The sequence below is a fragment of the Pseudomonas sp. BN515 genome, from assembly GCF_029873155.1.
In the GTDB taxonomy this organism is placed as follows: Bacteria; Pseudomonadota; Gammaproteobacteria; order Pseudomonadales; family Pseudomonadaceae; genus Metapseudomonas.
On record NZ_SSOH01000024.1, the window covers coordinates 1 to 12,594 of the forward strand.

The window sequence follows — 12,594 nt, forward strand, 5'->3', positions numbered from 1 at the left end:
GGCCGTCTTCGCACTGATGCCATAGCGTCGGCACAGCTCGCGGACATTGCTCTGCGGCTGTTCAGCCAACCACACAAATTCACGCCGAATCGACATGGTGGTGCACTCCTGCCACGGCATCGCTCGAACTCCTCATTCGACGGATCCCGTAAGCGTAAATGCGTTACCCATGTCTCCCGACACCCGTTACCTATGTCCCCCGGCTGAACACACGGCGCACCCTACCCTGCTAGCTCGGGATTCGAATCGTCACATGACCACGTCCTCAGGACGTGGTTTCCCACGGTCAAATGAATTGCTCCCACAGCGGGAGCGAATCAGACCTCTTCCAGCCGCGCGCGGTACTCGCCGGGGGTGCTGTCGAACCAGCGACGGAAGGCACGGAAGAAGTTGCTCGGATCGGCGAACCCCAACAGATAGGCCGTTTCCAGCAGGGTCAGGTTGGGTTGCGCCAGATACTGCTCGGCCAGCTCGCGGCGGGTGTCGTCCAGCAACTGCTGGAAGCTGACTCCCTCCTCCTGCAAGCGGCGCTGCAAGGTGCGCTGCGACAGATGCATCAGGCTCGCCACCACTTCGCGCTTGGGCTCGCCCTGGGGCAGCAGGCGGCAGAGCACCTGCCGCACCTGGTGGGTGACGCGGGTGCCGGAGAAGCGCGCCAGATAGTCACCGGCGAAACGGTCATGCAACTGGGCCAGGGATTCATTGGCGGTGGGCAGCGGCGTATCCATGTCGGTACGGCTGAACAGCAGGGCGCAGTGCTCGGCGTTGAAGCGCAGCGGTGCCTGGAACACCTGGCGATAAGGCTCCAGGTCTGCCGGCGCCGGCCCCTGGAAGCGAATCTCCAGCGGGTTGATCGGCCGCCCGGTCATCCAGCGGCAGAATGCCAGGCAATAAGCCATGGATGCCTCCACGCTTTGCCGGGCCGGTGGCAGGCGGTCGCCGTGGATGGACAGGCGCAGTTCATAACCTTCGGCGGTGCCGCAGAAACTGAGGTCAGCCCCTTCGGCGATGATCCGCTGGTAGCGCACCAGCCGGGCGAAGCCCTCCTTGAGGGTCCGGCTGGACATCAGCGCATAACCCACCACGTGGAAGGATGCCGGGCGCACCACCTTGGCCATGTTGAGGCCGATGGCGGGATTGCCGGACAGCTCGACCGCGCGGACCCAGAGACGGGTCATGCCGTCCTGGGGGAAACGGGCATCGGGATCGTTCAGTGCCTGGTAGTCGAGGCCGAGTTCGGGAAACAGGTTGCGGCAGTCCACTCCACCCATTTCCAGTGCCTGGACGATTCCCAGGGCCCAGCTCGAAGAAGTCGTGCGTTCGCTCATGGCGCCTTCTTGTTCTGAAGTTCAAGGCCGCCGCCGGCAGGGCGACGTGCCGGCAAGGATACTAAAGTGGCGCCCATTGTCACTGGCCCCCGGAGACACCCGTCCTAAACTGCTCCAGACAACAAGAACCTGGAGCCACCACCATGCCCGCCGAGTCCGTCCAACGCTTCCAAAGCTTCGCCGAGTTCTACCCCTACTATCTGCAGGAACACAGCAACGACACCTGCCGCCGCCTCCACTACGTGGGCAGCCTGCTGGTGCTCGGCATCCTCGGCTACAGCCTGGCGACCCAGCAGTGGCTCTGGCTGCTGGCCATCCCCTTTGCCGGCTACGGCTTCGCCTGGGTCGGGCACTTCGTCTTTGAGAAGAACAAGCCGGCCACCTTCAAGTATCCGCTCTACAGCTTCATGGGCGACTGGGTGATGCTGAAGGACGCCTTCACCGGTCGCATCCGCTTCTGACAACCTGCTCACGATCAGCTGCGCGCCGGCCCTGCTGCGTTAAAAGCCGGCTCGCAAGGCCGTGAACAGGTTCTGAGAACGAAGGGACTGGCGCCAGTCTGGCCGCCCATCCCTCGCTTGGTTATGATCCCGCACCAGCCGAAGTCATGGCCCAGGACTTGCAGCGTTTCCCCAACGCTGCAACCCGGCGTCAAGAAAGCACCAGGGACAGATCCAAGCCATGAAGCCCACCTTGCTCGACCCTTCCACCGCGACGCCCGTGCTGCGTGAGTACTACTCCCGCGTGCTGGCCTATATGGCAGTCGCCGCCAGCATCGCCGCCGGCACCTACGTCCAGCATTTTGGCTTCGACATCCTCTGGATGGTCCCCTACGCCCTGCTCTACCCGCATCTGGCCCACCACCTGAGCCTGCGTTTCCCCGGGCAGCGCACCGACCGCATCCTCCTCGGCGTGGACACCTTCCATGCCGGCGCCTCCGTCGTCCTCCTGGGATTCTCGGTGGTCCCCACGCTGATGGTGGTGCTGACCCTGTGCTTCAGCGCCATGATCCTCGGCGGCCTGCGCCAGATGACCCTGGTACTGGGCGGTGCGCTGATCAGCATGGCCGCCGTCGGCCTCGCCCTGCAGCCCGCATTCAAGGCGGGCACGCCGGCGCTGGTGGCCGTCGTCAGCGTGCTCTTCACTACCTTCTACATCTGCATTACCGCCTTCTTCGTGCATCAGCAGGGCCTGCGTCTGGCCCAGGCCCGCAGCGAGATCAAGCGCGAGCAGGAAAAGGCCGCCCGGCTGGCCCGCAACCTCGCCAAATATCTGTCGCCCCAGGTCTGGGAAATGATCTTCAGCGGCAAGAAGAGCGTGCGCCTGGAAACCCAGCGCAAGAAGCTCAGTGTGTTCTTCTCCGACATCAAGGGCTTTACCGAGCTGTCCGAGGAACTGGAAGCCGAAGCCCTGACCGACCTGCTCAACAACTACCTCAACGACATGTCGAAGATCGCCCTGAAATACGGTGGCACCATCGACAAATTCGTCGGCGACAGCGTGATGGTGTTCTTCGGCGACCCCGCCACCCAGGGCGCCAAGAAGGACGCAGTGGCTGCCGTGTCCATGGCGGTGGCCATGCGTAAGCACATGAAGGTGCTGCGCCAGCAATGGCGCGCCCAGGGCATCACCAAGCCACTGGAAATCCGCATGGGCATCAACACCGGCTACTGCACCGTGGGCAACTTCGGCGCGGACACGCGCATGGACTACACCATCATCGGCCGCGAAGTGAACCTGGCCAGCCGCCTGGAAAGCGCTTCGGACGCCGGCGAAATCCTCATCTCCCACGAGACCTACTCGCTGGTGAAAGACGTGATCATGTGCCGCGACAAGGGCCAGATAAACGTCAAGGGTTTCAGCCGGCCGGTACAGATCTACCAGGTGGTGGACTTCCGCCGCGACCTGGGCGCCGCCTCCAGCTACGTCGAGCACGAACTGCCCGGCTTCTCCATGTACCTGGATACCAACAGCATCCAGAACTACGACAAGACCAAGGTCATCCAGGCCCTGCAACAGGCCGCCGAGAAGCTGCGGGACAAGATCATTCCCTGATCATTCACATGGGTGGAATCTCACCTGTAGGGGCGAATTCATTCGCCAAGCAGGCCGAAGGTCTGCCCATAGAGGTTGAAAGGGGGCAGCTACGCTGCCCTTGGCGAATGAATTCGCCCCTACAGATCTGGAACCGCGTCCGGGAAAGATTCGCCATCCAGCAACGGCTGGCACGCCAGGAATTCCAGCGCAGAGGCCCGCCAGGACAACCGCCCTGCCCGCTCGGTACAACGCTCACGATCCAGCTCCAGCGCTGCCAGGCAGGCACGCCGCAGGTCGTCGTCCAGGCAACCGGTGACCCCCGGCTCCAGCACATCCAGCGGGCCGGCCACGGGGAAGGCCGCCACCGGCGTACCGCAGGCCAGGGCCTCGAGCATCACCAGGCCGTAGGTATCGGTCAGCGAGGGGAACACCAGCACGCTGGCCTGGGCGTAGAAGCGCGCCAGTTCCTCGCCCTGGCGATAGCCGAAGAACTGCGCAGCGGGATAGCGCGCCTCCAGTTCGGCACGAAGCGGACCATCGCCCACCACCCACTTATCCCCCGGCAAGTCCAGGCCGAGGAAGGCCTCCAGGTTCTTCTCGGTGGCCAGGCGGCCGACACAGAGGAACACCGGCCGCTCCGGCCTTGGCAGCGCCAGCGGGCGGAACAGCGCCGTGTCCACACCCTTGCGCCACAGGTTGAGCCAGACCAGACCGTGGCTGGCGAAGGTCTCGCGCATGCGCTCGGTGGTCACCAGCACCGCCTGGCTGGGGCGGTGGAACAGCCGCAGGAAGGCATAGCCCCAGCACAGGGGCACCCAGGGCCAGCGGCCATGGATGTATTCGGGGAAACGGGTGTGAATGGCGCTGGAGAAGGCCAGCCCGCGCTTCACCAGCCAGCGCCGCGCGGCCCAACCGAGCGGACCTTCGGTCGCCAGGTGGACGCAGGCCGGCTGGAACGACTCGATCATCGGACCGACCCGCCACAGGTTCCAGGCCAGCGGTATTTCCGGGTAGCTCGGGCAAGGCCGGCAGCGGAAGCCCTGGGGCGACAGCAGCATGATCTGGTGACCCAGGGCCTCGAGTTCGGTCATCAGTGCCTGCAGGCTGGTGACCACGCCGTTTACCTGGGGCGACCAGGCATCGCTGACGATCAGTATCCTCATGCCGCCGGCTCGACCAGCTCCACGGCCCGGGCTTCCAGCTCCCGCGCCTGGGCATCGGCCAGGCGATAGAGTTCGATGCTGCCATCCCAGTGCTCGATCAGGGCCGTGCAGGATTCCACCCAGTCGCCGCAATTGAGGTATTCCACGCCACCCACCTTGCGGATTTCCGCGTGGTGGATGTGGCCGCAGACCACGCCATCGAGGCCGCGCTTGACGCATTCGTGGGCGATGGCTTCCTCGAAGTCGCTGATGAAGTTCACCGCGCTCTTCACCTTGTGCTTGAGGTAAGCCGACAGCGACCAGTAGCCGTAGCCCCAGCGCCCCCGCCAATGGTTGAGCCAGCGGTTGAGGGTCAGGGTGAATTCGTAGGCGGAGTCGCCGAGGAAGGCCAGCCACTTGTGGTAGCGGGTGATCACGTCGAACTGGTCGCCGTGGATCACCAGCATGCGACGGCCATCGGCGGTTTCGTGGACCGCTTCGTCCACCAGCTGGATATTGCCCAGCATCAGCGCCGAGTAGCGGCGCAGGAATTCGTCGTGGTTGCCGGTGACGTAGATCACCTCGGTGCCGCGCTTGCTCATGGTCAGCAGGCGACGGATCACATTGGTGTGCGCCTGCGGCCAGTAAATGCCGCCGCGAAGCTTCCAGCCATCGATGATGTCGCCCACCAGGTAGATGCGGTCGGCATGGTACTGCTTGAGGAAACGCGCCAGGTGCTCGGCCTGGCAGTCGCGGGTGCCCAGGTGGACGTCGGAAATCCACAGGGTACGCACGCGCTGCTTGCGGGGCTTGGTCTTGGTGACGGGTTCCAGGCGTTCGACGCTGCTCATGGGCGACCTCCGGCGGGGTTTATACGATGGTGAGCCCTTGGGGTGAATCGAGAATGAACGCGAGGTTGCAGGCCTGTGACAACGCACGGCGCGTCGCTGGGAGTAGAATGGCCGCCTGCCCCGAGGTGAGCGCCATGCATTCGATCCTGTCCCTGCGCCAGTACAACCACGACCTGCTGGTCCACAGCCACAGCCACGCCCAGCTGGTGTTCGGCCTGAACGGCAGCCTGGACTTCGAAGTGGACGGCCGTGGCGCGCTGGTACAGCGTCAGACGCTGGCAGTGGTGCCGCCTGAAGCGCAGCACGCCTGCGGCAGCCCTGGCGGAAGCCTCTGCCTGGTGGTGGACGTACCTGACGACGACTGGTTGCGACTCACGCTTGGCCGACATTTCGACGCCGGCCGGCGCCTGCTGGAACGCCCCGGCGCGCTGAACCTGAACCCGGCGCAAAGCCAGCTGGTGAGCTGGATCGCCGCCAGTCCCCTGGCCGATGAGGTGATTGCCGGGCAATCCGCCGGACTGTTGCTGGCCAGCCTGGCCGCCCCCGGCTCCCAGGTGGAGGACAACGGCGCCCTGCCTCTCGCGGCGCTCGACGCCCATATCGACCAGCACGCCGCCCGCCCCCTGCAGGTGGCTGACCTGGCGCGCCTCAGCGGCCTCTCGGTGGCGCGCTTCCACGCCCGCTTCCTGACCGAAACCGGGCAGACGCCCATGGACTACGTGCGCGCCCGGCGCCTGCACCTCGGCCGTCAGCTACTGCTGGAAAGCCGACTGGCCGTGGGCGAGATCGCCGCAAAGGTCGGCTACAGCTCCCAGAGCGCCTTCACCGCCGCCCTTTCCCGCGAGTTCGGGATCACCCCGCGCGCCCTGCGCAATGGCCGCGAGTAACGCGACAAAGCCCGCGAGCCTGGCGACAGACAAGGCGGTTCGTCCTCACTAGACTGGTGGCGGTCGTTATCAGGGAGAACCTTATGTCCACCATCGAATGGGGCGACTTCGAGCGCGTCGAACTGCGCGTCGGCACCATCCTTTCCGCCGCCCCCAATGCCAAGGCAATCAAGCCGGCCTACGTGCTGGAAGTGGACCTGGGCGAACTCGGGGTGAAAACCTCCAGCGCACAGATCACCGCCCACTACCAGGCCGACGACCTGGTGGGCCGACAAGTGCTGTGCGTGTGCAACTTCGCCCCCAAGCGCATCGCCGGCATCCGTTCCGAAGTGCTGGTCACCGGCGTCCATGACGATGAGAACAAGGTAGTGCTGGCCAGCTTCGACAAGCCTCTGCCCAATGGGGCACGCCTGGCATGAAGGAACGCAACGCGCTGCTGGCGATCCACCTGGGCGCCCTGCTGTTCGGGCTTTCGGGCATCTTCGGCAAGCTCGCCAATACCGCGCCGATGATCATCACCTTCGGTCGCGGGCTGTTCGCGGTCATCGCCCTGGCACTCTTCGCCCAGCTCATCGCCCGTGGCCGCAGCGCCAACCCCAACCTGCGCCAGTTGGCCATGCTGGGCCTCGGCGGCCTGCTGTTGGGGGCTCACTGGATCACCTTCTTCCACGCGGTGCAGGTGGCTGGCGTGGCCATCGCCACCCTCGGTTTCGCCAGCTTCCCGGCCTTCACCCTGCTACTGGAGGGCCTGCTGTTCCGCGAGCGCATCCGCGCCCAGGAAATCCTGATCGTCGGGCTGGTCAGCTTCGGCCTGGTGCTGGTGACGCCCAGTTTCGACTGGGGCAGCGAGGCCACCCAGGGCCTGCTGTCGGCCATCCTGTCGGGCCTTCTGTTTTCCCTCCTGTCGCTGCTCAACCGCGTCAGCGTGAAGGGCCTGGACCCGGTGAAGGCGGCGCTCTGCCAGAACCTCACCATCGTGCTCTGCCTGGCGCCGTTCAGTTGGCCGCTACTGCACGAAGTGAAACCCATGGACTGGTTCTGGATCGCCCTGCTCGGGGTGTTCTGCACGGGCCTTGCCCACAGCCTGTTCGTCGCCAGTTTGAAGGTGCTGAAGGCCCGCACCACGGCGGTGATCTTCGCCCTGGAGCCGGTCTACGGCATCGCCTTCGCCTGGTGGCTGTTCGACGAGCAACCCGGCCTGCGCATGCTGGCGGGCGGCGCGCTGATCATCTTCGCCATCGCCCTGTCGGCGCGCAAAGGCGCGCCGGCCGAAGCCAAGGTAGCCCCTGCGACGCCGTAACTCTGTGGGAGCGAATTCATTCGCGAAACGGCAGAAAGGGCTGGCTCAGGAGGTTCGCGAGCAAGCTCGCTCCTACAAGGCCTGCCTAGGGATCGCGAAACGGGGCAAGCGAGCGGCGCCCTCTGCCTGCCTTCATCGGAATCGCACTCCCTGCCCCGTTCCGCGAAACGCGCTCAGGCCGCCTGGCCCATCTCAGGCAGCCACCCACCCGCCTCCTGCTCCAGCAACCAGCGGCAGTAGCGTTCCACGCCCTGCTGCACATCCAGCAGGGGCTGGCGGTAACCGGCCTGACGCAGACGGCTGATGTCGGCCTGGGTGAAGCACTGATACTTGCCACGCAGGGCGTCGGGAAATTCGCTGTATTCCAGCAGGCCCTGCTCGCGCATGGCCGGAAGGCTCAGCGGCGGCAGGCCGTCGTGGGCGCGCAGGGCATTGACCATGCTCCAGGCCACATCGTTGAACGGCTGGGCGCGCCCCGTGCCGAGGTTGAAGATGCCAGAGCGCTGCGGCTGGTCGAGAAAATGCAGGTTGACCCGCGCCACGTCCTCTACCGAGACGAAATCCCGAAGGTGTTCACCTCCCGCGTAGCCGTCATAGCCCCCGAACAGGCTGACCTTGCCGTCTGCGCGGTACTGCCGGAAGCAATGGAACGCCACCGAGGCCATGCGCGCCTTGTGGCTCTCGCGCGGGCCGTAGACGTTGAAGTAGCGCAGCCCGACCACCTGGCTGCGCGCATCGGGCAAGAGGCGGCGCACGCGCTGGTCGAAGAGGAACTTGGAGTAGCCGTAGACGTTCAGCGGGCGTTCCGCCTCGCGCTCCTCGCGAAACACCCGATTGCCGCCATAGACCGCCGCCGATGACGCATAGATGAAGGGCACGCCCTGGGCCAGGCAGGCGTCCAGCAACTCGCAGCTGTAGCGGTAGTTGTTGTCCATCATGAAGCGCCCGTCGCCCTCCATGGTGCTGGAGCAGGCGCCCTGGTGAAACACCGCGCGCGGCCGGCCGAAGCGGCCTTCACGCAGCAGCGGGAGCAGGTCGCGCTTGTCCAGGTAATCGGCGATTTCGCCGTCGGCGAGGTTGCGGAACTTGTCGCCTTCGGTCAGATCGTCCACGGCGATGATGTCGGTCTCGCCGCGGCGGTTGAGGGCCTGGACCAGGTTGCTGCCGATGAAGCCGGCGGCACCGGTGACGATGATGCTCATGACGGACTTCCTCTGGGGAATGGACATGCCGTCAGGCTATGCCTCGATCCCTGCTCGCCTGTTGACCTGTAGCAAAAGACGACGGATCAGGAGCGATCGTTGTGACCCAGGTCCCGCGCCGGATCGATCTGGTCGCGGACGCGCTGTTTGAGCACCTTGGCCTCGGGGAAACCGCCATCGGCCTTGCGCTCCCAGATCTGCACGCCATTGCAGGTGATGCGGAACACCCCGCCGGTACCCGGCTCCAGGCTCACCTTGCCGAGGTCGTCGCTGAAGGTGCTGAGCAGCTCCTGGGCCAGCCAGGCGGCACGCAATAGCCACTGGCACTGGGTGCAATAGGTGATGACGATTTCGGGCTTGCTGGCTGACATGTTGGGCTCGGCGACAGGTTGGGCGCCCTATAATAGCCGGCTTCGGATCTTCGCCTGACCAGGGATGCGTTATGCGCCGCCTTCTGCTTTGCCTGCTGTTCCTCCCCCTCCTCTGTTTCGCACAACCCGAACCCCGCATCGGCCTGGTGCTGTCCGGCGGTGCCGCGCGCGGCCTGGCCCATATCGGGGTGCTCAAGGCGCTGGAGGAACAGGGCATCAAGGTCGACGCCATTGCCGGCACCAGCATGGGCGCGGTGATCGGCGGGCTCTACGCGGCGGGCTACAAGGTGGATGAACTGGAGAAGATCGCCATCCACATGGACTGGCAGCAGGCGCTCTCCGACAACCCGCCACGGCAGGAAGTCCCCTTCCGTCGCAAACAGGACGACCGTGATTTCCTGGTCAAGCAGCGCCTGAGCTTTCGCGACGACGGCAGCCTCGGCCTGCCACTGGGCGTGATCCAGGGGCAGAACCTCGCCCTGCTGCTGGAAAGCCTGCTGGTGCACACCAGCGACACCCGCGACTTCGACAAGCTGGCCATTCCCTTCCGCGCCGTGGCCACCGACATCGCCACCGGCGAAAAGGTGGTGTTCCGCAAAGGCCACCTGCCCCAGGCGATCCGCGCCAGCATGTCGATTCCCGCCGTGTTCGCGCCGGTGGAAGTGAATGGCCGCCTGCTGGTGGACGGCGGCATGGTGGACAACATCCCGGTGGATGTGGCCCGCGAGATGGGCGTCGATCGGGTGATCGTGGTCGACATCGGCACGCCCCTGCGCTCGCGCAAGGAACTGGCCACAGTGGTGGATGTGCTCAATCAGTCGGTCACCCTGATGACCCGCACCAATTCCGAGGCCCAACTGGCCACCCTCAAACCCACCGACGTGCTGATCCAGCCGCCCCTGGCCGGCTACGGCGCCACCGACTTCGGCCACTCCCGCGAGATGATCGATGCCGGTTATCGCGCCGCGCAGATACTCGCCCCTCGCCTGGCGGAACTGCGTCCGCTGTCCAGCAGCCGCGACCTGGCCCTGGACAGCGCGCGCCTGCCCAGCGAGCGCACGCCGGTGATCCGCAGCATCCTCATCGAGAACGATTCGAAGGTCAGCGACGCCGTCATCCGCCGCTACATCCGCCAGCCGCTGGGTGCCCCGCTGGACCTGGAGCGCCTGCAGAGCGACATGAGCACGCTCTACGGCCTGGACTACTTCGAACAGGTGCATTACCGCGTGGTCCGCCGCAAGGATGGCAACGCCCTGGTGATCAACGCCCGCGGCAAGCGCGCCGGCACCGACTACCTGCGCCTGGGCCTGAACCTGTCCGACGACATGCGCGGCGACAGTGCCTTCAACCTGGGCGCGAGCTACCGCAAGAACGGCATCAACGAACTGGGCGCCGAATGGCTGACCCGCCTGCAACTGGGCGACCACCAGGAGCTCTACAGCGAGTTCTACCAGCCGCTGGACGCCGGCTCACGTTACTTCGTCGCTCCCTACCTGTTCGGTGAAGCGCAGAACATCGAGGCCATCCTCGACAACGACCCAATCGCCGAATACCGCCTGGAACGCTACGGCTATGGCCTCAACCTCGGCCGGCAGATCGCCAACAACGGCGAAATCCGCTTCGGCGTCGGCCAGGCCTGGGGCCAGGCGGATGTGCGGGTGGGCGAACGCGACCTGCCCAGCTTCGACTTCTCCGAGGGCTACTACGAGCTGAAGTACTCCTTCGACACGCTGGACAACGTCGACTTCCCCCATGAGGGCGAGGACATCGGCCTCACCCTGCGCCAGTACGATCCGGGGCTCGGCTCGGACGAACGCTACCGGCAGTGGCAGCTGAGCCTGGACAAGGCCTTGAGTTCGGGGCCGGACACCTTTGTCCTCGGCGGTCGCTATGGGCGCACCATCGATGATGCCGAGGTGGTCACCTCGAGCTTCCTGCTGGGCGGAGCGCGTCAACTCTCGGGCTTCCGCCAGGATTCCATCAGCGGCCAGAACATCAGCCTGGCGCGGGCGATCTACTACCGCCGCCTGACCCAGCGCTCGTTCCTGCCGCTGGACTTCCCGGTGTACCTCGGCGGCAGCCTGGAACGTGGCCGCGCCTGGAACAACGACGACAGCTTCGACAGCGGCTACATCAATGCCGCCAGCGTCTTCATCAGCTTCGATACGCCCCTGGGGCCGCTGGACTTCAGCTACGGCCTGAACGACGAAGCGGAGCGCGCGCTCTACCTCAACCTGGGCCGCGTGTTCTGAGCCTGTCTGCTTTTGTAGGTTGGGCCGGGCGGCGTTCCGCGAGCGCAGCGAAGCCCAACATTTGCGTGTTGGGCTTCGCATTGCTCAGCCACAACCTACAGGAGCTGGCTGAGCAAAATGGGAATAATCAAATGAATTTTCAGTATTAAAAGGACATATGCCATTCCGTTATAGTCGGCGACTCACACTGCCCAGAAGGAACGCCCTGTGAAACGACTGTTCTCCGCCTCCCTCCTCGCCGCCGGCCTCGCCCTGGCCAGCGCCGCCCAAGCCGCGCCCACGCTGCTCAACGTCTCCTACGACGTGATGCGCGACTTCTACAAGGACTACAACGCTGCCTTCCAGAAGCACTGGAAAGCGGAGAAAGGCGAGAACATCACCCTGCAGATGTCCCACGGCGGCTCCAGCAAACAGGCCCGCGCGGTGATCGACGGCCTGCCCGCCGATGTCATCACCATGAACCAGGCCACCGACATCAACGCCCTGGCCGACAACGGCGGCCTGGTGCCGCAGGACTGGGCGGCCCGCCTGCCGAACAACAGCGCTCCCTTCACCTCCGCCACCGTGTTCATCGTGCGCAAGGGCAACCCCAAGGGCCTGAAGGACTGGCCGGACCTGCTCAAGGACGGCGTGCAGGTGGTGGTGCCGAACCCCAAGACTTCCGGTAACGGCCGCTACACCTATCTCTCCGCCTGGGGCTACGTGCTGAAGAACGGCGGAGACGAGAACAAGGCCAAGGAATTCGTCGGCAAGTTGTTCAAGCAAGCACCGGTGCTGGATACCGGTGGCCGCGCCGCGACCACCACCTTCATCCAGAACCAGATCGGTGATGTGCTGGTGACCTTCGAGAACGAAGCCGAAATGATCGCCCGCGAATTTGGCCGTGGCGGTTTCGAAGTGGTCTACCCCAGCGTTTCCGCCGAGGCCGAGCCGCCGGTGGCCGTAGTCGACAAGGTAGTGGACAAGAAGGGCACCCGCGCCGCCGCCGAGGCTTACCTCAAGTACCTGTGGAGCGACGAGGGCCAGACCATCGCCGCCAACAACTACCTTCGCCCGCGTAACCCGGAAATCCTCGCCAAATACGCCGACCGCTTCCCCAAGGTTGAATTCCTCTCTGTGGAGAAGACCTTCGGTAACTGGCGCGACGTACAGAAGACCCACTTCAACGACGGTGGCATCTTCGATCAGGTTTACACCGCGCAGTAATCGCCCCCTGACCTGCCC

General features: G+C 65.0%; 12 protein-coding genes and 1 pseudogene. 7 read left to right on the plus strand and 6 right to left on the minus strand.

Going from position 1 to position 12,594, the window contains the following annotated elements; all coding sequences use genetic code 11:
* Both E8E91_RS06070 and E8E91_RS06075 read right to left on the minus strand, forming a co-directional pair.
* Positions 1-120: pseudogene (locus E8E91_RS06070) on the minus strand (IS481 family transposase); the annotation flags it as partial.
* A gap of 197 nt (positions 121-317) precedes the next feature.
* Positions 318-1,328 carry an AraC family transcriptional regulator gene (locus tag E8E91_RS06075; protein WP_280375013.1) on the minus strand — a complete coding sequence of 337 codons (1,011 nt, stop codon included), beginning with the start codon at positions 1,326-1,328 and terminating at the stop codon, positions 318-320.
* A gap of 143 nt (positions 1,329-1,471) precedes the next feature.
* On the opposite strand from E8E91_RS06075, the gene E8E91_RS06080 reads away from it, so the two are divergent.
* Both E8E91_RS06080 and E8E91_RS06085 read left to right on the plus strand, forming a co-directional pair.
* Entirely contained in the window at positions 1,472-1,789 is a 318-nt protein-coding gene (locus E8E91_RS06080) for an Mpo1-like protein (protein WP_280375014.1), read from the plus strand.
* A gap of 220 nt (positions 1,790-2,009) precedes the next feature.
* On the plus strand, positions 2,010-3,383 hold the full coding sequence (locus E8E91_RS06085; RefSeq protein WP_280375015.1) for an adenylate/guanylate cyclase domain-containing protein: 1,374 nt from the start codon (positions 2,010-2,012) through the stop codon (positions 3,381-3,383).
* 119 nt (positions 3,384-3,502) lie between these two features.
* Here the strand turns inward: E8E91_RS06085 and E8E91_RS06090 are convergent, their stop codons facing one another.
* Entirely contained in the window at positions 3,503-4,528 is a 1,026-nt protein-coding gene (locus E8E91_RS06090; protein ID WP_280375016.1) for a glycosyltransferase family 1 protein, read from the minus strand.
* Positions 4,525-5,358, minus strand: a complete 834-nt coding sequence (locus tag E8E91_RS06095; RefSeq protein WP_280375017.1) for a UDP-2,3-diacylglucosamine diphosphatase — start codon at positions 5,356-5,358, stop codon at positions 4,525-4,527. The genes E8E91_RS06090 and E8E91_RS06095 overlap by 4 nt, the downstream gene beginning before the upstream one ends.
* 134 nt (positions 5,359-5,492) lie before the next feature.
* Between E8E91_RS06095 and E8E91_RS06100 the strand changes: the two genes are divergently transcribed.
* The 3 genes from E8E91_RS06100 (at position 5,493) to E8E91_RS06110 (ending at position 7,545) form a co-directional block, all read left to right on the plus strand.
* A complete protein-coding gene (locus E8E91_RS06100) occupies positions 5,493-6,245 on the plus strand; it encodes an AraC family transcriptional regulator (RefSeq protein ID WP_280375018.1) in 753 nt (250 codons plus the stop codon).
* 83 nt (positions 6,246-6,328) lie between these two features.
* The gene (locus E8E91_RS06105; RefSeq protein ID WP_190830066.1) at positions 6,329-6,664 is read left to right on the plus strand and encodes a tRNA-binding protein; all 336 of its coding nucleotides are present in this window, start codon (positions 6,329-6,331) and stop codon (positions 6,662-6,664) included.
* A complete protein-coding gene (locus E8E91_RS06110; protein WP_280375019.1) occupies positions 6,661-7,545 on the plus strand; it encodes a DMT family transporter in 885 nt (294 codons plus the stop codon). The genes E8E91_RS06105 and E8E91_RS06110 overlap by 4 nt, the downstream gene beginning before the upstream one ends.
* A 173-nt stretch (positions 7,546-7,718) precedes the next feature.
* Here the strand turns inward: E8E91_RS06110 and rfaD are convergent, their stop codons facing one another.
* Positions 7,719-8,747 carry an ADP-glyceromanno-heptose 6-epimerase gene (gene rfaD, locus E8E91_RS06115; protein ID WP_280375020.1) on the minus strand — a complete coding sequence of 343 codons (1,029 nt, stop codon included), beginning with the start codon at positions 8,745-8,747 and terminating at the stop codon, positions 7,719-7,721.
* Positions 8,748-8,833: 86 nt separating this feature from the next.
* Positions 8,834-9,118 (minus strand): SelT/SelW/SelH family protein, encoded by a 285-nt coding sequence (locus E8E91_RS06120; protein ID WP_280369314.1) that lies wholly within the window; start codon positions 9,116-9,118, stop codon positions 8,834-8,836.
* Between the two features lie 71 nt (positions 9,119-9,189).
* Between E8E91_RS06120 and E8E91_RS06125 the strand changes: the two genes are divergently transcribed.
* Both E8E91_RS06125 and E8E91_RS06130 read left to right on the plus strand, forming a co-directional pair.
* Positions 9,190-11,370, plus strand: coding sequence for a patatin-like phospholipase family protein (locus E8E91_RS06125; protein ID WP_280375021.1), 2,181 nt, complete (start codon positions 9,190-9,192; stop codon positions 11,368-11,370).
* Between the two features lie 207 nt (positions 11,371-11,577).
* Positions 11,578-12,576 carry a sulfate ABC transporter substrate-binding protein gene (locus tag E8E91_RS06130; protein WP_280375022.1) on the plus strand — a complete coding sequence of 333 codons (999 nt, stop codon included), beginning with the start codon at positions 11,578-11,580 and terminating at the stop codon, positions 12,574-12,576.
* Positions 12,577-12,594: the final 18 nt, after the last annotated feature.